Consider the following 25,265-nt stretch of genomic DNA (forward strand, 5'->3'; position numbering starts at 1 on the left):
GCAGCGTCTTTGCCAAGCTATCTTGATCAAAACCCCTTGAGTTAGTTGGCTTGCTGCTACCGGGAAGTCAGTAGCCCCGAGTCGCGGATCGCATGAGCCAGCGTTTCGAGTTCGGCCGGTTCATACGGGGTCGGTAGATAGACGATCGCTAAGTCCAGGCCGCGCTCGCCCAGGGCTGTGCATTCGTCGATCACCTCCGCGAGATCGGTTTCTGCGTTCCATGCGAGTTGTGCTGAGATCCTGATGTCTTGGGGATCGCGGCCGATGTCGGCGCAGTGGGTGAACAACACATCGCGTTTGTGGGCGAAGACATCCGGTGTGCCGTTGGAGAAGTTCCAATGCTGCGCATACTTGGCGGTGATCCTCAGGGTCCGCTTTTCGCCGCCGCCGCCGATGCAGATCGGCGGGTGCGGTCGCTGCGGGCCCTTCGGTTCGTTGCGGGCCGCTTTGAGCCGATAGAAGCTGCCGTTGAAGTCGGTGGACTCTTGCGTCAGCAGTGCGATGAGCACCTGACAGGCTTCCTCAAATCGATCCAGTCGTTCGGTGACCGACCCCAGTTCGATTCCGTAGGCGTCGGATTCCCGCTGATTCCAACCGGCGCCGATGCCGAGCTCTAGCCGGCCGCCGGAGATGATGTCCAGTGCGGCGGCCATATTGGCAAGGACCGCCGGGTGGCGGTAATGCATGCCGGTGACGAGCACCCCCAACCGCAACCGCGTGGTGGCCTGTGCCAACGCCGTCAGAGTGGTCCACCCTTCGAGACAGGGCCCGTTGGGGTCGGGGAACAGCGGGGAGAAATGGTCGAAAACCCAACCCGACTCGAAAACCTCGATTTCGTCGGCCGCCTGCCACAATCGCAGCATATCGGGCCACGTCGTGTTCTGCGGAGGAGTCTTGAACGCGAATTGCATGCCCGCCACCACCTTTGGATCTAGAAGAGCGTTTTGCCGTTGGCGGCTATGACCGCTGCAACTGACTGACCGCCGGAATGTTGCGGGTAGCCAACAGACCGCCGTTGACCGGCAACTCGATGCCCGTGATGAAACCGGCGGCATCCGAGGCCAAAAACAAAGCCGCCTCAGCGATGTCAATGGGCCGTCCGGGCCGCGTCAGCAGCATTGATGCGAAAGCCTCTGCGGCGTCGGGATTCGCGTCCAGCAGCGTCTGGGCGTTATCGGTGAGAATCGGCCCGGTGATGATGGTGTTGGACCGCACCCCCGCCGAGGCGAAATCGACCGCGATCTGACGGCTCAGTGCGTTCATCGCTCCTTTTACCGCGGAATATCCGGCCGACTTAGGCACGCCGATCAGGGAACTCGACGCGGAAATGTTGACGATCGCGCCCGCGCCCGTCTGGCTCAGATGGGGTAAAGCGTATTTGCAGGCCCAGAATTGTCCGAAAAGTCCCGGGGTGATGATTGCGCTCAGCTTGTCGGTACTCAACGTTGCGACGTCGTTGTCACCACCCGCGACCACATCGGTCGGAGCGGCGTTGTTGACCAGGATGTCGAGTCGTCCGTAGGCGCGGACCGCGCCGTCGACCGCGCGGGCAACGTCCTGTTCGATCCCGATATCCATAGCGACGAAGGTCGCCTCACCGCCGGACGCGCGAATCCGTTCTTGGGTTGTCACACCGGCCGATTCGGTACGGCCTGTGAGCACCACTTGCGCGCCGGCTTCGGCAAAGCGCTGTGCAATCTTCTCCCCGATACCGCGGGTTGACCCGGTAATCAATGCACTCTTGCCCTGCAGGACCGCGCTGGGATGTGCCATGAAAGTAGCCTCTTTCAACGTCAAACAGTCAGCATAGATTGATCAAGTCGGGTTGACTAACTTCGACCGTAACGTCGGCGCGACGGGCGCGCAACCGGATGTCTGCGTGACTCGACCCTCGTCGAGATGCGGAGCAGGGGACGACGGCTTATGCCAATGGCCCTCGTTGAGCGCCATTGCCGGGGCCGGGCCACTCGGACGCGTCATTCGACGGCGGAGATATCTGCGGTTTCGAGGTTTTCGGCGCATCGCATCAAGAGTTCGGCAAGTCGGTTGCGCGTTGCGGCCGACATTCCCTGCAACATCATCGATTCAACGTGGCGCACCGCCGAGTCCCCGCCGGCGAGGAGTCGCGCGCCCCGTGCGGTCAGTTGCAGTGAGCGTGCCCGACCGCGCGCCGGTGCGCTGGACGGCTCGACGTGTCCGTCGGCCCGCAGGGTATTCAGCACGTCCTGCAGGGATTGTCGCGTAACGAAGCAGAGACGAGCCAGTTCCGCGGCCGACGCCTCGGGATGGGCGGCGAGTGCTCGCAGTACCGAGTACTGAGCCATCGACAGCCCCGTCGGTTTCAGCGCCGAATCGCAATGGCGTCGCAGGGACTGTTGTACTCGTTTGACCAGGTATCCGGGACCCTGCTCTGCCTCCGTCATGTTAGGAACCTTACATCTATGCTACCGTCGTCTATGTAAGGAACCTGACATAGCTAGGAGTCTCATGTTCCCTGAACCTCCGGGGCACTCGCGGGTCTCCGCCGACGCGGCCCACCGCGAACTCCGATGATCATCGAGACCGCCACGCCGACCCTGGGTGTACTGACAACGTTCGACGTGGCGTCCCGGGCCCATGCTTCGGTGGTGGCGTCCTTGTGTGATGCTGCAGAGCAATTCACCGCGGGCACAGCCGATTTCGCCGGTGGAGCCTGGTTGACCAGGGTGACCGCAGCAGGGCAGTCGGCCACGCCCGGCATCGAGCGTGTGGTGCAATATCTGCAATGGGACCACCGAGCCGACGCCAGGGCTCTGCTCGCCGACCCGGCAACCGCGGGTCACCCGGCCGCCGCGCGTTGGGACAACGGGGATCTCAGCATCGTCAGCACCGGCCTGTACCGAGTCGATGCCGTGGTGAGCGGCGATGGCCAGGGCCGCGCTGTCATCGAGGTGCCGCACCCGGACAGTCAACTGGTCACCGGCATCATCACCATCGACCCCGTGCCGGGCAAGCAACGCTGGATCAACGAGTACAACCAGAGTGAGACGCGTGATCACATCCAGCACCTTCCGGGCTTCGTCTCCGGCAGCTTCTTGATCGCCGAAGACGGTCAGCTCCTCACTGAATTCGTGCAGTGGGTGTCGACCGATCACTTCACCGCGGCGTTTCACGACGACCGGTTCCGCGAACACATCGATGTGGCCAACCACTACTCGACGTCGGATCTCGCTGTGTACCAGGTCGATCGAACCCTGGAGCGAAATAAGGTTCGACGTTGAGCACCGTGGCGGTATTCGGCGCCACCGGCCGAACCGGGACCCACATCGTCGATCAGGCACTGACGCGTGGACACCACGTCATCGCTGTCGCCCGGAACCCAGCGACCCTCGGCGACATCGCGGCGAAGTGGTCGGGTACCGGCCGATTGCGCACCGTCATCGCTGATGTGCGCGACCCGGGGTCGGTCGACGCGGCCGTCCACGAGTCAGAGGCCGTCATCTCGGCCATTGCCAGTACGGGGCGCCATCCCGACGGGTTGTTTTCGGCGGGCACTCGTAACATCGTCAATTCCCTACAGCGGCAACAGATCTCGCGATTTATCTGCATCTCCTCGCGCGGGGTCAATTTTCACGACCCGGCGCTTCCTCTTGTCTACCGCGCAGTGATTCGTCCGTTGTTCCTGCGCGAGGTGTACGCAGACATGCAGAATATGGAGGCCATCGTGCGAGAAAGCGACTTGCAGTGGACCCTGGTCCGCGCGGCGCGTTTGACCGACGCTCGCGCGCGCGGCGACTACCGCATCGAAGACGGACGCAATCCGCCGGGAGGGTGGACGCTATCGCGCGCCGACCTCGCGGCTTTCAGCCTCGACCAATTGGAGACGCCTGAGTGGATCCGCCGTACTCCGACCCTGGCGTACTGAGGGGTTACGGCTGCTCTAACAGCCTGATGGGGTGCAGGCCGTCGACCGCGCCGACGAACGGTGGGTGGATGCTGTAGCCGATCATGCGTTGGATGTCGGCCGAGAGTCGTCGCGCGACGTCCTGTGGCACCGACAGTGCGAAGGCCTCCATCGTCCGCAGCCATGGTTGGCAGTACTGGGCGGTGATGGCAAGCCGTGACTGGTCGGTGGTGTTGGCGCCGCCCCCGTGCCAGAGCGTTCCGACGAAGAAGACGCAGGAGCCGGCCGGCATGACGACAGGAATCGACGTGTCGTCGGGGCCGGGTGGGCGGTTGGGCCAGCGGTGGCTGCCGGGGAAGACGACGGTGGCGCCGTTGTCGGCGGTGAAGTCGTCGATCGCCCAGATCGTCGCGGCGGCCAACGGGTCTCGCGGTCGGGGGATCGGGTAGAACCCGTCGTCGTGGTGGGGCAGCTGCGCGGTCTCTCCGGGCTGAATGTTGATGGCCTGCAACGCCGAAAGCAGGTAGTTGGGCATCAACAGCCGGTCGAGTACCGCCAGCACGCGCGGATGTTCGACAATTCGGTCGCACTGGCGAGTCCTGCTCAGCACGCTGTAGATGCGCTGGGTTTTCCGGCCTTCGAAGGCGTTGCGTCCGGTGTGGCCGAGCCAGGGGGTGACGGTGTCGCGGATCTGCTGGCACTCGTCGGCGCTGAGCAGGTTCTCCCAGATGACATAGCCGTCGCGATCCAGGGCCGCCATGTCGGCGTCGACGATCGCCGGGTCGACTTGTGTGCCGCTGCTCGGAGTCCATTTGTGCCGGCCCGCCAAGTCGTTCTTGAGGTCGGCCAGCGTCGTGACGGGCTCGTTCATGTATCGACAGTGGACCTCGGCTGACCGCTGGTCAAGGAGGGTGGCATGCGTTTTGCGTGGCTACCGCAGGTTTCGGTTTCGGGATCTCTGGTTAACCCGAACCTGGTAGGAGGCTGCATTGCGGCAACCAAAACAGAATGTCAGCTCTCCGACAGGCGGAATCGACCTGAAGCTCGACGGTACTGCGCGTCACCGCGCCCACGACACCAACGAGGTGGTCACTGCGACGGGCGCGGTTGTCGTCGGCGCTCGCTACGAACTGCGCGGTCTGCTTGGGTCGCGGCGCGATGGCCGAGGTGCGCGACGGGTGGGATATGAAATTGAGCCGGCCCGTCGCGGTCAAGCTGCTCTATCCCGGAGCAAGTGCGCGGCCGGACAGCCGACCCCGGTTCGAGATGGAGGCGCGGGCGGCCGCGCAGCTGACCGGCCGGCACGTCGTCGTGGTGCACGATGTCGGCGAGCACAACGGGTTGCCGTTCATCGTCATGGAGCGGCTGCCGGGGGTGTCGCTGGCCGACCACATCGCGCGCGGGCCGCTGCCGGTGCCGTTTGTGCACGCCGTCCTCGACGGGGTTCTCGACGCACTTGCCGAGGCGCACAACATCGGCATCCTGCATCGCGACGTCAAGCCGGGCAACATCTTGTTCACCGCCGCCGGCGAACCCAAGCTCGCCGATTTCGGCATCGCCAAGACATCCGGTGCCGCCTACACGATGGCCGGCGAAATCATCGGCAGCATGGCCTATTTGAGCCCCGACCGGCTGGCCGCCAAGCCGGCCACGGTGGCCGACGATCTGTATGCGCTCGGCGTGGTGGGGTATGAGGCGCTGACCGCGCGACGGCCGTTTCCGCAGGAGGACCTCGGTCCGTTGGCCCACGCGATTCTGCACGAGGCGCCACCGCCGATTGCCGCGCTGCGCCCGGATGCGCCACCGAACCTTACCGCCACGATCGAACGTGCGATGGCGCGCGACCCGGCATGGCGGTTTGAGCATGCGCATGCGATGCGAGCCGCGCTGGCCGGCGCCCACTCGCCGCCGCCTGTCCGGGTGCCGACTCGGGTCATGCCGGCGCCGCTGCCCGCGCTGACGGGCTACCTGCCCGCGGGTCCTGGCCCTTCGCGGCGCAAACTGTGGATCGCGGCGACCGTCGCCATGTTCGTGCTCGCGTTGATCCTGCTGATGATCGATCCGCCGTTCTCCTCGGGGCCGCCGACGCCGGTCAACACCACGACAACGCCGATGCCGCCGCCACCGACGACAAGCTTCACCACGACCACCACACCCAGCAGCAGCCTCGAGCAACCGCCGCCGCCCCCGCCCAAGCGGCCGAAGAAACACAAAGGCGGACCAGGGGACTGAGTGCCGCTCAGCTGCGTTTGGTTCCGGGCGTGAAGGTGACCGGCAGCTTGCTCAGGCCCGTCATGCTCGGGTTGCCCAGATATTGGTGGGCTTCGTCGTCGTTGACCCGGTAGTCGGGGATGCGATCGAGTACCGCCTTGACCATTACCTCGGACATCAGCCGCGCCAGGTGCGAGCCGATGCAACGATGTGGTCCGAGCCCAAACGCTAAGTGGCGGTTGGGGCTTCTGTCCAGGATAACGTCGTCGGGGTTTTCGAATTCTTGTTCGTCGTGGTTGGCGGAGAGCCAGCTGATGATGAGCCGGTCGTTTTTCTTCAGCTGTTGGCCGTTGAGCTCGACGTCTTTGGTGACCGTGCGGCTCAGTGAGCGGTTGACGCTGAAGTAGCGCAGGAATTCGTCGGTGGCGGTGCGGTAGAGCTCGGGGCGGTCGATGAGCTGCTGTCTTTTGGCCGGGTGCGTGCCGAGGTATCTCAGTGTCAGTGCGGTTTGGGACGTGGTGGTGTCGACGCCGCCGGCGATCAGGTTCCAGAGGATGTTGAGCAGCTGCTCGTTGGTGAGGTGCTGCCCGCCGAACTCGAATTGAATCAGGAAGCTGGTCAAGTCTTCTCGTTTGTCGGCCCGTCGTTGCGCGGCGTGCTGCAGGACTTCTTCCATCATGGCCGGGACTTTGGCGATGGCCTCGGCGTATTCGGGGCTGTCTTGGGGGACGGCCATGACGTTGTGGAACATGCTGGCGTAGATGTTCCAATTGTCGAGAGGCAGGCCCATCAGCTTCATCGTGAGGATGGCCGGCACCGGGCTGGCGTAGTCGAGGACGAGATCCATCTCGCCGATTTCGATATGCCGGTCGAGGAACTCGTGGGCCTTGCTCTCCATGAACGGCCTCATCTTTTCGACGGCACCGGGGGAGAAGAACGGGGCGAGCGCGTGCCGCAGGGCCAGGTGGTATTCGCCGCCGATTTCGCCGATGCCTAGCGCCGGCTGACCTTCGGGGCGCGGGACGCCCATCTCGCCCTGGTAGTTAACGCCGTCTTCGGCGTCGGGCTCGTACTTGTGGGCGAAGGTGCCGCCGTCTCTTGCCGTCGTGCTCACCGCGTCGTAGCTGCTGAGATACCAGAAGCCGTCGTAGTTCGTGTTCCACGCGACCGGGCACTTATGCCTGAGCGCGGCGTTAACGGCGTCCACGTTTTCGTTGAACTCGTCGGAGTGATGGTCGAAGTCGACTATCGCGTCTGCTGCGACGCCGGGGCGGTGAGTCAATGCGTTGCCTTCCTGGCTATCTTTGCATTATTACGCTTTTGGGCCGGGCGACTGAAGTGGGAGCAATGAGCAGCTACCGAACGACCTTCAATCACGTGGGCTTGTGCGTCGCGGATACCCAGCGGTCGCGCCGGTTCTACGAGGAAGTCCTCGGGTTTCAGTTCTGGTGGGAACTCGAACCGCCGGACAATCTCACCGCGCAGGTGGTGCAGCTTCCCGAGCCGCTCGGGGTGAAGGCGACGTATCTAGTGCGCGACGGCTTCGTGCTGGAGTTGATCGACTACTCCAAGCGGCAGGTGCATGCCGGGCCGCAGCGCGTCATGGATGAGGTTGGGCTGACGCACATTTCGTTGTCAGTCTCTGATCTTGCTGCTGTGTTGGCGAGGGTTCCGGAGTTTGGGGGGTCGGTGGTCGACGAGGCGGTGTCCGAGATGATGGGAATCATTCGCGACCCCGACGGTCAGATCATCGAGCTGGTTACGGATGGATGGCTGGCGGCGCTGCCGCCAAAGCCGTAGGGGCGATTCGTGTGGTAGCAGGATCCGCGGGCTGACTAGGTAGTGCTCGATAGGCCTCGAATAGTCGTTCCTGGATCAGCTTCATGTTCAAGTCGGGGAATCCGATGCGACGACGAAAGTCGGAATGCTGCACCAAAAGTGTCGATGGATGAATCAAGGAATGCTGCGGCGCGGAATCCGCCGATTCAAGTTCCGAGAAAACGTCAGCGATCCCGATGTGGTAGCGCCTGCCGACGGGCCCTCGCCGTCGATCGGTTCAGCAACTCGCCGCAACTTCCTTCTAGAAATGCGGCGCGTTGGTTGAGGTCCAGCGGTATCTTGCTCATGAGCTGGGCGTCAGCCATGAACGGGCACGGCAGGCAGTCACCAGCTAACATGTTCGACGATCTGTGGGTATGGAGAGCTTGAGTGGCGCTCATCACCAGCTTTAGATTTCGTAATGATCGAACGATCCGCTTCAAAACGAAGGTGGAATGTGGCTGGACGTATGACCGATCAGCCGGTACGGCTGGGCTCCTTCAGCTCGAGACGTATGCCTCCGACGGCACCACTAGTCAAGTTCTGCACATCGATCTGGATAGAGCGGCCGAGCTGCTGAAGATTCTCGACGAGGTGTTCCCCGGCCTCACGATGTCGGCGCGCTCAGATACGGCGCGGGGTGAACTGTGACGGGGATGATGCAGACAACCGATTTGGACACGCTTGCCGCCGAAGACCCGTTTGTAAAGATGCTCGCACGAATCCTTCGCGATAGCCCGTCATTGACGCTGGACGATGCGGTTGCCGAGTTGTCGCAGATCGGCGACGTAGCGCGTATCAACGAGGCTGCAAGGAGAATTCGCGAGCTCAGTGTCCTGATAAAAAATGCTCAGGTCCCAACTTCAGTTGTTGCAGGCAATATCGAGACTTGGTACCCAGGCCCACGCGAGGAGGACCGGAATTGGTCGGCGCTCGTCGAGATACTGCGCACTGAAGGCTGGGATGACGAGATGTTGAACGACTTAAACAACTCGTCGACGAAGGTCGTGGCAAATCTTCCCAACCCCGCCGGCCAGGGCGAGTATCATTGTCGCGGACTGGTTCTCGGATACGTACAGAGCGGCAAGACCACCAACTTCACTGCGGTGATCGCAAAAGCTGCCGACGCCGGTTACCGACTTTTCATCATCCTTTCAGGAATTCACGACGCCTTACGTCAACAAACTCAAGATCGCCTCAATGAGCAGCTCTGGCAGCCTCATAGCAACTTATGGCACCGCTTAACCGACGACGAAGACTTTCGGCCAACGGCAAACGTCGATGCGCTCCTGTCTATTCAGCGGCAATGCGTGCTCGCGGTCGTCAAGAAGAATGGCCCACGGCTTCGCGCCCTCAAGAATTGGCTGTTCGGTGCTCGGCCGGAGGTCTTGGCGGCATGCCCTGTCTTGATCATCGATGATGAGGCTGACCAGGCCACGGTCAACACTTCGAAGCCCGATCGGCAGCCGACGCGGATCAACGCGCTGATCCGCGAGATTGTCAACAAGGTTCCAAAATCGGCTTATGTCGGATACACGGCCACACCCTTCGCGAACGTCTTGGTCGATCCGACTGACTACGAGGATCTCTACCCGCGCGACTTCATCGTCGACCTTCCTCGTCCCCTTCCGTACATCGGGCCCGAGGCGATATTCGGTCGAGAAACGCTTGACTTCGACGACACGGATGTCGGCGACGACGGAAACGATTTCATCCGCACCGTGCCCGAAGAAGAGCTCGACGATCTCCGACCCAAAGGCGCCGCGAAGCGACACCAATTCGAACCACGGATTACAGACAGCCTTGACGAGGCGTTGCGGTACTTTCTGATGAGCACCGCAGCTAGGCGCCTTCGCGGCAAGGGAAATCGCCATGCCACAGCCTTGGTCCACACCTCCCAACACATCGATGTTCATGAACGGACCGCGCAGGCGATTTCAGACCATCTTGTGTCACTACGGGCGCGTTTATCCCGTGGAGACACTGTGCTTTTGGAGTCGCTCGAGCGTCAATGGGCCGATGAATGCGCGAAGGTTTCTGCGTCCGATTTTCGGCTTGAGGCCGTGGGGTGGTCAGACCTGGTGGAAGCGCTACCCGCGGCTGCGGATGACGCCAAAGTCATAACTGATAACTCCCGCAGCGTCGAGAGGCTCGCGTTCGATGACTCGAATCCGCGGGTCCTCATCGCTGTCGGGGGTAACACACTTTCGAGAGGATTGACTCTGGAGGGCTTGGCCGTCTCATTCTTCGTTCGAAGCGCCTCTGCCTACGACACCTTGCTGCAAATGGGGCGCTGGTTCGGATACCGCAATGGGTACGCCGATCTGACCCGTATCTGGATGACTGACGAGATGCGGGGCTGGTTCCATCACCTGGCGACGGTGGAACAGGAAATTCGCTATGACGTAGAGAGGTTGGAAGTCGAGCACCTCACCCCAGAGCAGTTCGGGATACGCATCCGAACCCATCCCACCCTCGCCATTACATCTGCTGCCAAGATGCAGCACGCAAAGACGGCGCAAGCCTCGTACGCCGGACGTCGGTTGCAGACAATTCTCTTCAATCACAAAGACGATGAGTGGCTTGCCGACAATCTCAGAGCAGCACGCGACCTCGTGTCTTCGGCGGCATCGGTGCCGCGGTGGCATCCGAGGCCTGGAATCACCGTCTTCGAGGGCATCGATTCACAGAATGTAGTGAGCTTTTTGTCTGCGTATCACTTCCACGAGAATAGCCGAGACCTCGACAGCCCGTTGATAAGTCGCTACATCTTAGATCGTTGTGAGGAAGGCGAACTACTGCGATTCAATGTCGCGGTTATGGGCCGCAGTTCTGAATCCGACTATCTTGGCACCGTCGATCTCGGCATCGATGGAAAAGACACGGGTTGCATAAACCGCGCTAGGTTACAGCAGATCGGCGGTACGACTTACGCTGACATCAAGGCCCTCATGAGTCGCCACGATCGAGTAATCGATCTCAGGCTTCCTGATGGGACACTGAAGGTGGATACGAAACCCGCTGACCTATCAAGGTTTCGGAACATTCCGGATCGTGGAGGCCATGGCGACGGCTCTGGCCTTATTCTGCTATATCCGGTGTCGAAAGATAGCCGTCCTGTACGTGGTTCCGTCAAGACGCGCGAACCTTTAAACGCGGCAACGCATGTCGTCGGTATAGGGCTTGTGTTCCCTGAAAGCAGTAGCAGTAGAGCCAATGTCGAATACGTCACGGCAGACGTCGCATCAATGCCCGATATCGAAGTTGAGGTTCCAGACGACTCCGACGAATCCGTTGAGGCTGAAGAAGAGTCGTCGTGATCGACGACGTCAGAATAGCATTCAGCGCTCTCACCACCCACGGAGCGCCCAGCGCGACGGGGCTCGCGGTCCTACCCGTAAAATCCTTGAAAGGTGTATTGGTGGGCGTCGACGATCAGTCGCGCCAGCACCTCTTACTCGCGACGAACGCGGAAATCGTTAACACACCGGCTGTTACGACCCTCGCGCTCACAACCAGAAATCTACTTGTAGACGGCGAAAGTCGCCTGTTCTTGGACATCACATGCTTATTCGCGGCGCTTTCGGAAGTCTTCGATCATTTTGCGGCAGCGGTGATTGAACGAATATCGGTAGGTGGCGAAGCGCCCGAGCTGGCCGTCGAGCACGTTCTCAACGGTTGGCGCGAGTTCCTTATTCCGCCAACCGGTCCGCCGAGCCGCGACAAGTTAGCGGCAACCCTAGGGGAGCTGCTCGTTGTTCGGGATGCGGTCAAAACCGAAGGCAAGACGGATATCGGCTACTGGGTCGGTCCTTTCGGCCAGCGTCATGACATTAGAAGCGGTCCAACGGCTATCGAAGTCAAGACGACGCGTTCCCATGCTGGGTACCGCATAACGATCCACGGCGAGGACCAGATGCTGCCTCCTGAAGGAGGCAGCCTGCACCTGCATCTAGTACGTCTTGAGGAAGTCCCCGGGGGGAGCACAAGGGTATCTGCCGTCGTTGACGAACTTCTCGGAGCGGGAGTTTCAGCTCAGAAGCTATTTTCTGCCCTGATGGCGAATGGCATTGCAGCCGCAGACCTAACTGGAACCGATGACGTGACGTTCGAGGTTCGGGAGCGGGTGACCCTACCGGTGGATCATCGCACGCCACGTATCGTGCCTGACTCCTTCGTTGGGGGTAAGCGTCCGAGCGGCGTCGTCGATGTCAGCTATGTCGTGGATCTGACGAGTGCACTTGCTAGTTCGCTCGGGCCGCTCGAGTACCAAGCACTTTTGGCCTCGCTAACCCTAGGAACCGCATTGTGATTAAGCTCCAAAGATACTCAGAGCCCTACAACGCAACGGGCGGCTTGGCCGCGATCGGTATCCTAAATCAACTCGGGCGTCCGGACACCGAGCCGCTGGAAGTGCTGATCCGTGAAGCAGTTCAAAACTGTTGGGACGCAAAGCGGCCCGATTCGCAGGGCATCCGTGTCGAGATCGGGCGCGCGACGTTAGACCGTGAAACGGTCGCTCGATTGCGGGACAATGTGCTTGTGGACCCGCCCCCGGGTCTCGCTCTTGCCGAAGAACTTCGAGATGGGATGTGCACATTATATGTTGCTGATTTCGGCACGCACGGTCTCGCTGGACCGACCCGTGCGGACCGACAGGGCGAGCCCCGGGACTTCGTTGATTTCGTCCGCAATATTGGGCAGCCGCCCGACAAGGATTTCGGCGGCGGGTCTTTCGGGTACGGAAAGGCCGCCTTTTACATAGCGAGCATGGCTAGGACGGTGATCATTGATAGTCTGTGCGAACTAGCGCCTGGCGAGTTTGAACGGAGGCTACTGGGTTGCGCTCTCGGTGACACATTCGACGTCGATGGTGTTCCTTACACCGGAAGGCACTGGTGGGGCCGCATGATAAGCGGTGCGCCAGAGCCGATTACCGGCGACGAGGCGGACGAGGTCGCCGACTTGCTCGGCCTGCCTGCTAGGGCTGGCGCAGATGGTAGAGGAACTACGGTCCTTGTCATCGCGCCCTCAATCCGCATCGAGACGGATGACGGCACCGACGCCACGATGGACTTCGTCGCCGAGGCGATCGCTTGGAATTTCTGGCCCAGGATGATCGACACCCTGGGCGGCGCAAGACGCACTATGGAGTTCTCACTTCGTGACAACGGCAACTTGATCCGGATTCCCAACCCGCGAACACATCAACGGTTGCGCGGATTTGTTGAAGCCATGGACCGCCATCGCCAGGAGCCCACAGATGATGGCGACGATCTGACGATTGACAGCGAAATTCGCAGTCTCCGGCCAGTGCGACGTCTAGGCCGCTTGACTATACAGAAAGGTCCAGTGGCACCTGCAGATCTGGCTGACCGACCGGTTCCCCGTGGGGCGCGAATAACCGCGACCGGTGTGCACCACGTGGCGCTTATGCGAACTCCCGAACTGGTCGTGAACTACTTCGCGGGTGCAACGCCGGCGAGTGGCAGGTTGGGTTATTCGGGCGTTTTCAAGTGTGCGCTCGATGTTGACGACATGTTCAAAGCCGCCGAGCCTCCGACGCACGACGACTGGATTTATCGATCTGTGCAGGACAAGCAATGGAGATCGTTCGTCAAGATCGCGCTGGAACGTGTCGAGCGCCACTGTCGGCTCGCAGCTGGCTACGATGCTGCGGCACAGCAACTCCGAGAATCAGACGCAATTCCGCTTGGTGAATTCGCAGATGCTCTTGCGACGCTTATGCCCGGCCAAGAGGGGCCGGGGGCAAGAAGGCAAGCTTCCAAGCGTGAGAGCAAAACCCGAACCCGCCGCCGTGCGCCGGGGCGAAGGGTCATCGACACGGCCACCCAAGACGCTTGGGTCGACGCAACTACATCGCGGAGCACTGAACCAAACACCGATAAATCTTGGAACGGCACTGCACGGGACCGCGAGGCGCGGGTGCGGCCGCTCCCACCGCCTCAGACTAGGGCTGCGGGTGACCCGAGCCCCGCGATCTCTATGGACGGCACTCCGGTCATCACTTACCCATTTGAATTGCGCACCAAAGGAAATCGAGTCCGGCTGACCGCTGCGGTGGAAGTCATGACCAACGATGGCGCACTCGTGGAAGTAGAGCCTCCCGTTGGATATGTGAAACCCACCGTTCATTGCTGGGTCGACCCTTCTGGGGCGCGCCATACAGCCGGGGAATTGACAGTAGGCCCAGATGGTGTTGATGGGTTGTGGGCGGTCGAGATTCAGCTTAGAGACGAAATGATGAGAGTGGATCTCGCAGTGGAGGCCATGTGAAGACTGCGGGGGCCGCCCCATATTTGTTGCCACCAGACTCGGCAATGGTCGCCCAGCCTTGGTGTGTTGCCGACGGCGTAGCAATTGGTGATCGAGTCGATCATTGGGATCCTTTTACGGAGCTTCAACTTGTGCGGGTCGTGGAGGTTGACCTCGACAGCGTGCGCAGCTCGTGCGCATTGCCAGATGACGCAGCATTTGCCATCGCCACGACGTGGTCGTCGAACAGAACTCGTACTACGGGCGACGGACCGATGGTCGAGCTGGGATCTCTGCGCGGACTGGCGCGAACTGCCTTAACACTTTGTGTGCCTGGCGCTTTGTCTGGGGGTCGGTTGACCCTGCGGACACGATTGGTTTTGCGAAACCCTGGTGGCGCCCCGTCGCCGATCTCTCCGCGCCGCTTCGGTGCGATCTTGTGGGAGGAGGAAACGCAAATCTCGCTCGAAGGTGGGGCTGCGCGGTTCCCAATCACGGCAGCCGATTTCAAGACATTGCCTCATTACCCAGACAATGCGGCCTGGGCGTTGGACTGGGACCCCGATGAACTCGAAGCGCCGGTCTTGGGCGGTATGCGACTTATCGTCAATAGCGGCCACGAAGTTATGCCCGAGCTGCTGCGTTCAGGCAGTTCAGACCCTAGAGCCGCACTACTAAGGTCGTTTGTAACGTTTGATGTTGCTAGATCGCTTATCGCCGGCGCGTTGCGCAATGATCGTTTCGTGGACGAACCAGAAACTTTCGAGGACGGCACTGTAGGCCGCATGCTGTTCGAACTCATCTCGATGTGTTGGCCGGGCATCCAACTCCCAGCCCTCCGGTCGCGCAGTCTTCAGGACTCAGCCCGGTTTTCCGCTGAGTTACAAGCAAAGTTTGGAGTAGTCGCGTGATCGTCCTGCCGCGCATCGACAGGCAGACGGCACTCGAGCTACTGAACAGCCATCTGGGCGAAGACCTACCCGAAATCAGCAGCCGGATGCCCGATCAAACTCCGGTAGTCACATTCACCCCCGTAGGGGGGGCGCGGATTGACGACCAGCGACTTTTCGAACTCCGCAAAGAAGTTGTAGAACTCGCCTGTCAGTACGGGATGCCAGGCCGCGTTGCTAACCTCTCCGTATTCGAGGGACGACTGGCCCGTCTGCTGCACGAGCGTATTCCGATGTCTCTCAACGAGGCTTCACACGAAGAGGTCTGGAGTTACCTGACCTGCTGCTGGCTCCTCGATGTAGCTGTTTGGAGATTCGGCAAAGACGCCGATGCGCGCAGGTTCATCGGTGATGTCAACCGCAATACCTTCAGGCGTCTTTGGTGGAGAGCCGCGATAATGGGTCCCCAAGTTGACCTAACTCTTCTGGGCGAAGACGAGCTCGTGAACATAACTGAGCGCCCTACAATCGCAAGCGATCAGAGGCTGGCACGAACAATTGCGTTGCAGTTCCTCGACCGTGTCGACCGCGGCGAAGCCGAATCACGCATGCACCTGATGCGTGATGCCATGAAGAGACTGCTCCGCCTAACGCCCTTCATTTCTTTTGCCGCGCTGCGCGACAACGAGCTTCATGAGGTCGTCGAAGGTTGCTTCGACGCTGCAGCTGCGGCCATCTCGCGCGAATCTGGCGATCCCGGGGGCCGCCACCGCAGCCTGTCGGAAGCTGAAACGAGCGGCAAGCATCACGACGTGCCAATGGTAAGTCCTGGCGTCGTCGCAATTGAACGAATGACGATGTCCGAGGACGAGGCTGCCAATATTTCTTCCAGCAGCACCGTGACGCCGGATTTCGAGAACGTTGCCCAAACAGCGCTCGGGATTGCCCGGAGGGTTGGTCGCGTCACAAACAGCAATTTGCGAGAGATCGTGCCGATTACCTCAGGTGAGGCACGGGAGGTACTCCAAGCGCTGATGAAGGAGGGCCTGCTGGCGCGGCGCGGCGTCAGACGTGGAACTTACTATGTGTTGGCGGAGTCGGCGCCTACCTCCGATACGGCGTGGCCGCCGCAGACACCTACGGACACAACTGAACTCGCGGAAATGGACGTCAGCGCTGCAAGCAGTGAATCCGCGCTGCGTCGACTCCTTCGAAGAGCCACGTGAAGATCCTGCATTTCGGTGCTGTAGACGAAGCTTTGAGGACAAAGGACTAATGGGTACGGAGGACGCGCCGCGTGCAGCCCACTCGTCGCCTTTACCGCTCAGCGAGAGCGTCCGCCGCCAGATGAGTGCAATGCCCACGAGAGATACCGGTACTGAGATGGCTCTCCGGAGAGAGCTTCACGGGCGGGGCTTGCGTTTCCGTGTGCAAGTCCGGACACTGCCTGGGCGGCCCGACGTCGCGTTTACGCGCGCGCGGATAGCGGTGTTCGTCGATGGCTGCTTCTGGCACCGTTGCCCCTCGCATGGCACCGCGCCAAAAAATAATGCAGAGTGGTGGGCTGCGAAGCTTGAGGCAAATGTGACCAGAGATAAAGAGAAGGATGAGAAGCTGCGGTGTCTGGGCTGGCTACCAGTCCACATTTGGGAACACGAAGACCCTGCCGAAGCGGCTGAGACGATTCACAAACTTTGGCTGGCGCGGGTCCAAACTCCGAAGGAGGCCGCGGATTGGGCTGCGAATGCCCGTTCGCGGAACGACATCCGGCGACCCGACTGATCGCACACCTGTGACACAGGCGGACCGCTGCGCCTCGGCGCACAACGGCGCGCCTCAGTACGGTGTCGTCACCCTCACTTAATCTGGCTGTATGACCGCGCGCCAAGTGACGACTTCTGGATCGTCATATGCGGTTAAGCAGATCCGAGGGCCTTTCGTCGAGCTTGCTCCCCATCCATGCCACACGCGCTCCGACGAGGATCTGGCCGCGCTGTGCGCCAATCTGCGGGCTCACGGCGTGCCGTTGGCCGCGGACCTGTTCAGTGGAGCCGGTGGTATGAGTCTGGGTTTCGAGGAAGCCGGCTTTAGGGTGGTGTTAGGGGTTGACCACTATGGCTTCGCCGTCGAGACACACCGGCATCATTTCGCCGGTATGTCGCTGGACGACGACCTAGCGGATCCAGCAATGATTAAGCGGGTCGCGAAGCTGTTGAAGCGCAATAGGATAGAGGTCTTGACAGGCGGTCCGCCGTGCCAGCCATTTTCTAGGGCGGGGCGGTCGATGATTCGGCACCGAGTTTTGACGGGTGTGGCCGACCCGCATGACGAACGCCGTGACTTGTGGCGATCCTTTTTGGAAGTCGTTCAGTTAGCACGACCTCGCGCCGTCGTGATGGAGAACGTTCCTGATATGGCCCTCGATCGCGAAATGTTCATCTTGCGCAGTATGACCGAGGAACTCGAACAGATCGGTTATTCAGTGTCGGCGCGGGTCATAGATAGCTGGCGCTTCGGGGTCCCCCAAATGCGGCAACGACTGCTATTGGTCGCCCTCAAAGATCGTGTCCGTTTCACTTGGCCAGCAGAATCAGAGAAGCGGGTCACTTTGTGGAACGCGATTGGTGATATGCCCGAAGTTGAGGGTGGTTGGCGTCCGGCCGGCGGTGCCTTCGGATGGGCGAATTACGTTGGGCCCCGGACTGAGTACCAAACATGGATGCGGCGAAACGTCTCGGAGGCGGACGCGTGCAAGCTATTCGACCACATCACTAGGCCCGTACGCGAGGATGACCGCGCCGCGTTTGAATCGATGACCCACAAGACGAAGTACACGGACCTAGCGCCCGAGTACCAGCGCTACCGCAAAGACATCTTTGATGACAAGTACAAGAAACTCGATGAGAACGATCTCTCTCGCACAATAACCGCACACATCGCGAAAGACGGTTACTGGTACATCCACCCCAGGCAGCCGCGTACGCTCACGGTGCGAGAGGCTGCCCGAATTCAAACTTTTCCAGACGACTTTCGTTTCGCTGGGCCACCATCGGCGGCTTTCAAGCAGATCGGTAACGCAGTTCCACCTCTGATCGGAGAGGTGATCGGCCATGCGGTACAGACTTCCCTGGCTTCGGAAACCAAGGCAGGGCTGTCCACTCGGGCGACCTCCGCGAAGTTGGCGCGTTGGTTTCAACGGCAAGCTTCCATCGCCGCGATCCCGTGGTTCAAGACTGGGAACCGTTGGAAGTTCCTCTTAGCCGAACTCCTTCTTGACCGTGCTACGCCGACAGTGATGAATGCGGTATGGCCGATCATCGATATGCGGCACGACATCCGCCCCGGAGAGTTGCCCGATGACGAGGCCGTCGATCTCCTCGACGAACTCATGTCGGGGGTGGGTCGCGGCCAGCGGATTTCGGCGGTGCGTCAGCTTGCCGTACAGCTGGCTGCTGCCCCAAATGCGTTGTGGCAACCGACCATCGACCGTGCAGTCCTCCCGGCCATACCGTCTGCAGTGGCGGACCTACTAGAGCTTGCTCTGCCAATTAATCACGACGGGAGAGAGAGCGAGGAGCCTGTATTGATCACTAAAGGTGTCTTGCGCGTCGCCAGTCGGTTCCAAGGCAACGACGCCGACAAGAGAAATGTGCAGACCGATGGGCGAATTGCAGTAGCCAGCATGATCGGCTTCGGCGACGATTCGCGGCCGGCGCACTTGGGCCTTATTGCGCTGGCGGCCGACGTTTGTCTGGTGGAAAAGCCGCTATGCGGCGTCTGCCCGCTAAGCAGCTGGTGCGCAGCTGCCGGTCCCTAGAAACCTAGGCCCCTGGCAAGGTCGGGGTGTTGATCCTGCATGAACGCCATTACCTTCTTAAAGGTTTCGTAGTGACCCGACTGAATTGCTGCTGACTTCAGGGCCAATCCGATCTCCGGAAGCGAGCCGCTGGCTGGTGCTTTATTGTCGCGTTCCATCGGTTCGTCGGGCGCGTCAGCTGCGTCGGAATTGTGGCGACGGTACACACGATCGGCGAGAATGCATAATTCACTTACCGGCCGTTCCAACATCTGCTTGAGCTGGGCCGGTACGGACACCCGCATTTTTGCGACGTTGATATTGAAGACTTCGTCGAGGCTGCTGGTGAAGTCGAGACTCGCGCGAGCAAGCTTCGTGTGTTCGTCGATGCCCCGAGTGCCCGCCCAGCTGCCCCACTGCACCAGCCGATTCTCGCGATACACATAGAGGCCCTGTTGCCGGTTCCAGTTGAGAGGGCCGGCCGCATTGTCAAATGCATCGAGAGAACTGAATGTCCTCTTGCCAGGGAGGATGTAGCGACGGAGCTCGACTGCTCCGACTCCGGTTGCGCTCTCAAGCTCGAACTGCTGGGTCGACAGTTGCTGTGTCCCCGGTTCATGACGAACAAACGGGTCCCATGCCAAGAGCTTGTCGCCGTTCACGCTGATAGAAATCCGAGGGGCGTTGTTCTCACCGGTTATGAACCGGTGAAACACCATCGCTAAGTGCCGCTTGGTCTTCTCGACTAGTACCTCGAAACGGCGTTTCGCCCAGCCGCCAGATGCACCAGAGGCGGGAAGCACGCGGTCTAGGTTTTGCCACACCACGACTGTGCCGGTCCCAGTGCCAAGCAGTTCTTCGCTCCTCGCGATGGCATGATCGCGAGGATTCTCGGCTAGAACCCAGTCGTCCAACTCCGCAATCAGGTCCAAGTCCAGCGACCTCCAAAGTGGACGTTTTCGGTCAGCCGATTTGGAAATCACAGTCACGCAGCGTGCTTGAGATAACGATGCCGTCTTCAGCCCTAGGCCGTATCGACCCAGATCGCCCGAGCCATAAGTGCGTCGGCTACCGAATCGAAGTGCCTCAAGCATGCCCCGCGCGTTTAGCCCGCAACCATTGTCGGCGATGTAGATTGTCGATGCTTCGCCCGCGAATTCGATCTCGACCCCGACATCGGTCGCGCCCGCAGCGATGCTGTTGTCTATGAGGTCGGCCACCGCGCTGACGAAGTCGTAGCCGATATCCCGCAGAGAGGAAGTGAGGCGGGCGGCCGACGGTGCCACGCTGGAAAGTTTCATCGGATCAAAGGCTCCAGGTTCAGTCCTGATGTTGGCCTTAAGTTAAACAGCAGGCACAGACAATGTCGGATCGACTCGCGCGGCGCGTGCGAAGTTTGGCCGCTCGTGTCTACCGCCCACTGGCTGTAATGCCAGCTAACCAGCATAAAGGCCCACCGCAGCACGACGTGTTGTCCGGCGGTTTCTCAGACTAGGAGTCCGAAGCGCGCCATCAGCTACCTTCATCGCTATGGAACCGAACGAGCGAGAGCACGCGTTCGTGCAGTGGCTGTCCAGTCTGACGACACTCACTCATACGCTAGAAGCATCCAAGGCTTGGCGGGAGCACCGGTATCAGTTTGCTTACCGCTTGGGGGATATGCTCGCCGGCGCGACGGATGCTGTTCAGGCAGTCAAAGGGCCGGTTGTTTACGGTATTTGGCTCGATTGGGGCTGTCTACGTCGGACAGACGACAGAGGCGTCGCGCCGGCTCCGCGATCTACCCGTTGGTGAAAGCCATCACCTTGCGACAACATTTCCTCCCGAGACGTGGGATCGCGTAGTCGTGGTGGCATGGCCTGCCTTGAAGGAGGCCGAAGAACTTATGGTGACCTCCGATTCGAACAGGATCGGTCTAGCGCTTGAGTACCGATTGCAATCTCGGCTGAAACCGTTGGTAAATTCTTGGCGCCGGACCCCCAAGGGAGGATGGCGCGCCGTCGACTGGCACGGGAGTAACTCAGCAGGAGCTCGCGCAGTATCGCAGATTGGCGCGCTGTCAGAACGACTCGATGAGCTATTCGATTTTGCATCCACCCATGAGGGCGGGGATCCGCCATTGCCAAGCTATGTGCGCTGCGTAAGACCGAGACATCTCTTGCACGGCTAGCCGCGATGATGATGGTGGTTTTGTCGCTCCACGACACGAGTACGAGTGTCGAGGATCGTTTTAAGAGAATTGCAATGACGCGTTCGATCGAGTGGATACGAGCTCAACACATCCTGTCACTGGAGATGGTGCGCGTCCGATTTGTCGCCTGCAGCTTTTGACGGGAGAGCGCTTCCAATTAGAATAGTCAGCTCAACGCTTCGAGCGATGGACGTATGGTTACAGGCAGGAAGTTGCTGGCCGCGTCGAATCGGCTGCCTTAACAAGGACGTGCGCGTTGGACCCCATTGCTGTGGCAGACGCAATCGCGGCCGAGGCGCATGCGGGCCAGGTCGACAAGGCCGGCATGCCCTACATAGGGCACGTTCGCCGGGTCGCGTCTTACGTGGATCCGACCAACACCGACGCCGTGGTGGCAGCATTGCTGCACGACGTCATCGAGGACACCGACATCGACGCGACGGCACTGAGCGATCGCGGAATCCCGCAGGCAGCCATCGACGCAATCGAGCTGCTCACCCGACGCAGTGACCGACCACCCGCCGAGTACTACCAACAAATCAACGACCACCCGATCGCCCGGGAAGTGAAGCTGGCGGATCTGGCGGACAACACCGACCCCGACCGGATGGCAACGCTGACCGAGTCCGACCGCGCCCGGCTGACGCAGAAGTACGGCGGCGCCTACGCAGCGCTCGGCGCCGACTTCGAGGACGGGGCTCGGCGCAGAGCGCGCGCGGCGCAGTGACCCCACTTGTGCTGTGATGATGCGGTGGCGCTATCTGCCTACGAGCAAGAACAGCTGAAGAAGGTCACCGCGCATAAAGAGCGCGCCCTTCGGCCGTCGCGCCGACTGATCCCCGCAATTCCGGACAGCGTGCGTGGCATTGGCCCGGGGCTGGTCAACAAGGCGCTGAAGGTGTCGGGTCTGGACAAGGTGACCGACTCCGGCGCGGCACTGCTTGGCACCACGGCGGCGAACGCCGGCAAAGCTATGACCAAAACCGGTCAAATGACAACGTCGCCCAGTCTGGTGATCGGTGCCTATGCGCGCAAAGGCCATAAGGTCGACCACCTCGACGACATCCGCAAGCTCGACCTGAAAGCGATCGACGACGTGGCGGCGTTTGCTTTCACGCGGCACGCCTACTCGATATCCGCAGCGGTCGAAGGTGCGGCAGCCGGTCTCGCCATCAGCACTGGTGAGGCGGTCGCGACCGTCGGTGCGGCGGGAACCGCCGGCGTCGCGGCCGGGCCAGGACTGGGGACAGTCGTCACGGCCATGGGAGTCGACGCCGCAGTGCTTTTGACCGCGTGCAGCAGCGTCGTGGCGCAAGACGCTTTGTACTACGGCTACGACCCGTCCCAGCCCGCCGAAGAAATTTTCATGATGCAGGTCATCGGGCTGGGGCTAGCCGGAACCTCATCGGCGAAAGCCGCTGCCTACCAACAGCTTGCGCTGCTGATCGAAAGTCTAGCCCGAAACGCCGCGTGGCATGAGCTCGACCAACAGACCTTCGCCAAGGTGGCTCAGAAGTTCGCCGTCAAGTTCACCGAGAAGCTGGCCAGGTCAAAACTCTTCCAGCTCGCACCCGTCGTTGGAGTCGGGATCGGCGCGGCCTTGAACTGGAAGGCGGTCAACGACATTGCCGACGCCGCGTACTGGGCCTACCGCGAGCGCTTCCTGTACGACAAGAGCGGCAACGTCGACCTGCCCACGGCTGACGTCGCCGACCTCATCGACCTCCTCAATTCGGAAGGCATCCAGATCGCCGATACCGACGAACATGGGTGACGGAGGAACAGCCCATGCGAGCCTTGCGCTTCGACACGTTCGGTGACCCCACCGTCCTGCATGTCACCGAGCTGCCTGCCCCGAAAGCAACAAAGCAGGAAGCGGTGATCCGCGTCGAAGCCGCCTCGGTCAACCCGTCCGATGTGAAAAACGTTGCCGGACTGATGGACTGGACGGTACTGCCGCGCACGCCGGGACGCGACTTCGCGGGCGTGGTTGTCGGCGGCCCGCCCGGATGGGAGGGCGCCGACGTGTGGGGCACCGGCGGTGACGTCGGCTTCACCCGCGACGGCTCACACGCCGAGCTCATCAAGGTGCCCATCGAAGCACTGGCGCGCAAGCCGAAAATACTGAGCTTCGACGAGGCCTCCGCCGTCGGGGTCAACTTCATCACCGCCTGGGCCGGCGCGGTCGAGACGGCCCAGCTGCAAGCCGACGAAACAATCGCCATCTTCGGCGTATCCGGGGGAGTCGGCGGCGCCGTCGCGCAGATCGCGCACGCCCTCGGCGCCCGGCTGATCGGCGTGGGCCGTCGCAAACCCGACCCGCAAACCCCCGCCGCCCAAGCCATCGACGAGTTCGTCGCCCTCGACACCGACGTCGCCGCCGAACTCAAACGACTCACCAACGACAAGGGCGTCGACGTCGTCTACGACGCGGTCGGCGGCGTGACCACACAGGCCGCGCTGGCCTCGCTCGCGCTGCGCGGCCGGCTGGTGGTCATCAGTGTCGTCGGCTCGCCAAACGTCGACATCGACCTAAGAGCGTTGTACCGCAATGAAACCCGCATCCTGGGCGTCGACAGCGGCAAACTCAGCGTCATCGATTGCGCGCAGTTACTACAAAAGATGTTGCCCTACTTCGAATCCGGCGAGTTCCGCCCACTGCCCGTCACCGCCCGCTACTCCCTCGACGAAAGCACAGCAGCTTACAACGCGGTCGCCAGCCACACCCCGGGCCGCGTCGTGATCAATCCCCAAGAGAGGCAACCGCAATGGCAACGGATCTGACCGAACAGACCATCACCGACGAAGTGTTGAAGACCTTCGACACCGCCACCGACGAACGCTTCCGTCAACTCTTCCGGAGCCTGGTCCAGCATCTGCACGACTTCGCCCGCGAGGTGCGGCTGACCGGAGACGAGTGGTTCACCGCGATGGACTTCATCGAACGGCTCGGCAAGATCTCCAGCCCCACCCGCCAGGAGGTGGTGCTGCTGTCCGACATCCTCGGTCTGTCGATGCTGCTGGACAAAATCAACGAGCAGACCGGCGGATCGTCCACCGACTCGGCGCTACTCGGCCCGTTCTATGTCAAGGGCCGCCCGAGCGCACCCAATGGTGCCGACATCGCCAATGGTGTTGCGGGAACACCGATGTTCGTGACCGGCCGGGTCGTCGACGAACAGGGCAGGCCGATCGCCGGTGCCCAGGTGGACACCTGGCACAGCGACGGCACCGGATTCTACGACGTGCAAATGACCGAGCCGCTGCACGGCGAGTTCGCCATGCGCGCACTGCTGACCACGGATCACGACGGCAAGTTCTGGTACCGCTCGATCACACCGCGCTACTACCCGGTGCCCACCGACGGCCCGTGCGGGGAAATCCTGCGGGCCGCCAACCGATCCGTGATGCGACCCCAACATGTGCACTTCTGGTTCCACGCCGACGGCTACCAGCCGCTGATCACGCAGCTCTTTCTCAAAGACGACCCCTACATCGATTGCGACGCCGTGTTCTCGGCGCAGGAGTCGCTGAAGGCCGACTTCGTGCGCCACGAACCCGGCGTCGCGCCAAACGGAACGAAAGTCGACGAACCCTTCGTCACGCTGGATTGGACGTTCACTCTCGCGGCACAGTGAAACCATGACACGCCTGCCGTTAGCCGACCTCGACCAGTAGCCCGAGTCAACCCGCGAATGGGCGGCCCGGCGCGGCAACCTCAACGTGTTCCGGCTACTCGCCAACGCGCCCAACGTATTTCCCGGATGGACGCAGCAGATGGACGAGCTGTATGCCAACCCGACCTTCAGCGCACGCATGCGCGAGGTGATCGTCCTGCGCGTGGCCAACCTGCAGGGCTGCGCCTACGAACTCGGCCAGCACCGGGACGTGGCGCTCGAAAGCGGCGTCAGCGCCGAGCAGATCGACGCGGTCACCACCGAGTCCGATTGGGAAACAGGCTATTTCGCAAGGACCGAGCTCGCGGTCTTGCGGCTGACAACCGAACTTGTCAGTACGCGCGCCGGGCCGGCCGTGGCGCTTTCCGAAAGCGTGCAGACGGCGCACGGACCAGGTACGCGGGCTTGGCGCTGATGCTCAGTGCGCTCGACGTCGACCTCGACGACACCGCGCGGCTGCCTGCGCCGCCCGTCGACGGGCGGGACTAATTTTTCACAAGTCTAACGATGCGGACCTGATTGC

The 25,265-nt window shown here is 61.3% G+C and carries 23 protein-coding genes; 17 read left to right on the plus strand and 6 right to left on the minus strand.

All coding sequences use genetic code 11. The features are described 5' to 3' along the window. Positions 1-56: 56 nt before the first annotated feature. The 3 genes from ACAG21_RS07725 to ACAG21_RS07735 all read right to left on the minus strand — a co-directional run bounded on the left by ACAG21_RS07725 (position 57) and on the right by ACAG21_RS07735 (position 2,423). Positions 57-911, minus strand: coding sequence for an LLM class F420-dependent oxidoreductase (locus tag ACAG21_RS07725; RefSeq protein WP_370495359.1), 855 nt, complete (start codon positions 909-911; stop codon positions 57-59). Between the two features lie 46 nt (positions 912-957). Further along, positions 958-1,773 carry an SDR family NAD(P)-dependent oxidoreductase gene (locus ACAG21_RS07730; protein WP_370495361.1) on the minus strand — a complete coding sequence of 272 codons (816 nt, stop codon included), beginning with the start codon at positions 1,771-1,773 and terminating at the stop codon, positions 958-960. Between the two features lie 203 nt (positions 1,774-1,976). Then, a complete protein-coding gene (locus ACAG21_RS07735; RefSeq protein WP_370495362.1) occupies positions 1,977-2,423 on the minus strand; it encodes a MarR family winged helix-turn-helix transcriptional regulator in 447 nt (148 codons plus the stop codon). Positions 2,424-2,549: 126 nt separating this feature from the next. Between ACAG21_RS07735 and ACAG21_RS07740 the strand changes: the two genes are divergently transcribed. Both ACAG21_RS07740 and ACAG21_RS07745 read left to right on the plus strand, forming a co-directional pair. Continuing rightward, positions 2,550-3,260 carry a hypothetical protein gene (locus ACAG21_RS07740; protein ID WP_370495363.1) on the plus strand — a complete coding sequence of 237 codons (711 nt, stop codon included), beginning with the start codon at positions 2,550-2,552 and terminating at the stop codon, positions 3,258-3,260. Between the two features lie 5 nt (positions 3,261-3,265). Beyond that, positions 3,266-3,904 carry an NAD(P)-dependent oxidoreductase gene (locus ACAG21_RS07745; protein WP_370495497.1) on the plus strand — a complete coding sequence of 213 codons (639 nt, stop codon included), beginning with the start codon at positions 3,266-3,268 and terminating at the stop codon, positions 3,902-3,904. A 4-nt stretch (positions 3,905-3,908) separates the two neighbouring features. Here the strand turns inward: ACAG21_RS07745 and ACAG21_RS07750 are convergent, their stop codons facing one another. Then, on the minus strand, positions 3,909-4,754 hold the full coding sequence (locus tag ACAG21_RS07750) for a phytanoyl-CoA dioxygenase family protein (protein WP_370495364.1): 846 nt from the start codon (positions 4,752-4,754) through the stop codon (positions 3,909-3,911). Between the two features lie 287 nt (positions 4,755-5,041). Between ACAG21_RS07750 and ACAG21_RS07755 the strand changes: the two genes are divergently transcribed. Beyond that, a complete protein-coding gene (locus ACAG21_RS07755) occupies positions 5,042-6,115 on the plus strand; it encodes a serine/threonine-protein kinase (RefSeq protein ID WP_370495366.1) in 1,074 nt (357 codons plus the stop codon). A gap of 7 nt (positions 6,116-6,122) precedes the next feature. Here ACAG21_RS07755 and ACAG21_RS07760 read toward each other — a convergent pair whose 3' ends face one another. After that, positions 6,123-7,376, minus strand: a complete 1,254-nt coding sequence (locus ACAG21_RS07760) for a cytochrome P450 (protein ID WP_370495367.1) — start codon at positions 7,374-7,376, stop codon at positions 6,123-6,125. Positions 7,377-7,441: 65 nt separating this feature from the next. Here ACAG21_RS07760 and ACAG21_RS07765 point away from each other — a divergent pair, with 65 nt between their 5' ends. The 9 genes from ACAG21_RS07765 to dcm all read left to right on the plus strand — a co-directional run bounded on the left by ACAG21_RS07765 (position 7,442) and on the right by dcm (position 18,895). Continuing rightward, positions 7,442-7,894: a VOC family protein gene (locus tag ACAG21_RS07765; RefSeq protein ID WP_370495368.1), complete on the plus strand. Its 453-nt coding sequence runs from the start codon at positions 7,442-7,444 to the stop codon at positions 7,892-7,894. A 408-nt stretch (positions 7,895-8,302) separates the two neighbouring features. Then, a complete protein-coding gene (locus ACAG21_RS07770; RefSeq protein WP_370495369.1) occupies positions 8,303-8,563 on the plus strand; it encodes a hypothetical protein in 261 nt (86 codons plus the stop codon). A gap of 5 nt (positions 8,564-8,568) precedes the next feature. Continuing rightward, a complete protein-coding gene (locus ACAG21_RS07775; RefSeq protein WP_370495370.1) occupies positions 8,569-11,232 on the plus strand; it encodes a Z1 domain-containing protein in 2,664 nt (887 codons plus the stop codon). A 101-nt stretch (positions 11,233-11,333) separates the two neighbouring features. Further along, a complete protein-coding gene (locus ACAG21_RS07780; protein ID WP_370495371.1) occupies positions 11,334-12,224 on the plus strand; it encodes a PD-(D/E)XK motif protein in 891 nt (296 codons plus the stop codon). Then, entirely contained in the window at positions 12,221-14,209 is a 1,989-nt protein-coding gene (locus tag ACAG21_RS07785) for a hypothetical protein (RefSeq protein ID WP_370495372.1), read from the plus strand. Before ACAG21_RS07780 ends, ACAG21_RS07785 begins: the two co-directional genes overlap by 4 nt. After that, positions 14,206-15,099, plus strand: coding sequence for a hypothetical protein (locus tag ACAG21_RS07790; RefSeq protein WP_370495373.1), 894 nt, complete (start codon positions 14,206-14,208; stop codon positions 15,097-15,099). Before ACAG21_RS07785 ends, ACAG21_RS07790 begins: the two co-directional genes overlap by 4 nt. Continuing rightward, entirely contained in the window at positions 15,096-16,304 is a 1,209-nt protein-coding gene (locus ACAG21_RS07795) for a hypothetical protein (protein ID WP_370495374.1), read from the plus strand. The genes ACAG21_RS07790 and ACAG21_RS07795 overlap by 4 nt, the downstream gene beginning before the upstream one ends. A 49-nt stretch (positions 16,305-16,353) precedes the next feature. Further along, entirely contained in the window at positions 16,354-16,860 is a 507-nt protein-coding gene (locus tag ACAG21_RS07800) for a very short patch repair endonuclease (RefSeq protein WP_370495375.1), read from the plus strand. Between the two features lie 91 nt (positions 16,861-16,951). Then, positions 16,952-18,895: a DNA (cytosine-5-)-methyltransferase gene (gene dcm, locus ACAG21_RS07805; protein ID WP_370495376.1), complete on the plus strand. Its 1,944-nt coding sequence runs from the start codon at positions 16,952-16,954 to the stop codon at positions 18,893-18,895. On the opposite strand, the gene ACAG21_RS07810 is transcribed toward dcm, so the two are convergent. Next, a complete protein-coding gene (locus ACAG21_RS07810) occupies positions 18,892-20,175 on the minus strand; it encodes an ATP-binding protein (protein WP_370495377.1) in 1,284 nt (427 codons plus the stop codon). The two genes, dcm and ACAG21_RS07810, sit on opposite strands and share 4 nt — an antisense overlap. A 1,161-nt stretch (positions 20,176-21,336) precedes the next feature. Between ACAG21_RS07810 and ACAG21_RS07815 the strand changes: the two genes are divergently transcribed. From ACAG21_RS07815 to ACAG21_RS07835, 5 genes are all read left to right on the plus strand, one after another. Then, the gene (locus tag ACAG21_RS07815; protein ID WP_370495378.1) at positions 21,337-21,792 is read left to right on the plus strand and encodes an HD domain-containing protein; all 456 of its coding nucleotides are present in this window, start codon (positions 21,337-21,339) and stop codon (positions 21,790-21,792) included. Positions 21,793-21,816: 24 nt separating this feature from the next. Further along, positions 21,817-22,839, plus strand: coding sequence for an EcsC family protein (locus tag ACAG21_RS07820; RefSeq protein WP_370495379.1), 1,023 nt, complete (start codon positions 21,817-21,819; stop codon positions 22,837-22,839). 14 nt (positions 22,840-22,853) lie between these two features. Further along, positions 22,854-23,849: a zinc-binding alcohol dehydrogenase family protein gene (locus ACAG21_RS07825; RefSeq protein WP_370495380.1), complete on the plus strand. Its 996-nt coding sequence runs from the start codon at positions 22,854-22,856 to the stop codon at positions 23,847-23,849. After that, positions 23,834-24,703: a dioxygenase gene (locus ACAG21_RS07830; protein ID WP_370495381.1), complete on the plus strand. Its 870-nt coding sequence runs from the start codon at positions 23,834-23,836 to the stop codon at positions 24,701-24,703. Before ACAG21_RS07825 ends, ACAG21_RS07830 begins: the two co-directional genes overlap by 16 nt. Positions 24,704-24,842: 139 nt before the next feature. Further along, positions 24,843-25,157, plus strand: a complete 315-nt coding sequence (locus ACAG21_RS07835; protein ID WP_370495382.1) for a carboxymuconolactone decarboxylase family protein — start codon at positions 24,843-24,845, stop codon at positions 25,155-25,157. Positions 25,158-25,265: the final 108 nt, after the last annotated feature.

The sequence above is a fragment of the Mycobacterium sp. pR1184 genome (genome assembly GCF_041287235.1).
In the GTDB taxonomy this organism is placed as follows: Bacteria; Actinomycetota; Actinomycetes; order Mycobacteriales; family Mycobacteriaceae; genus Mycobacterium.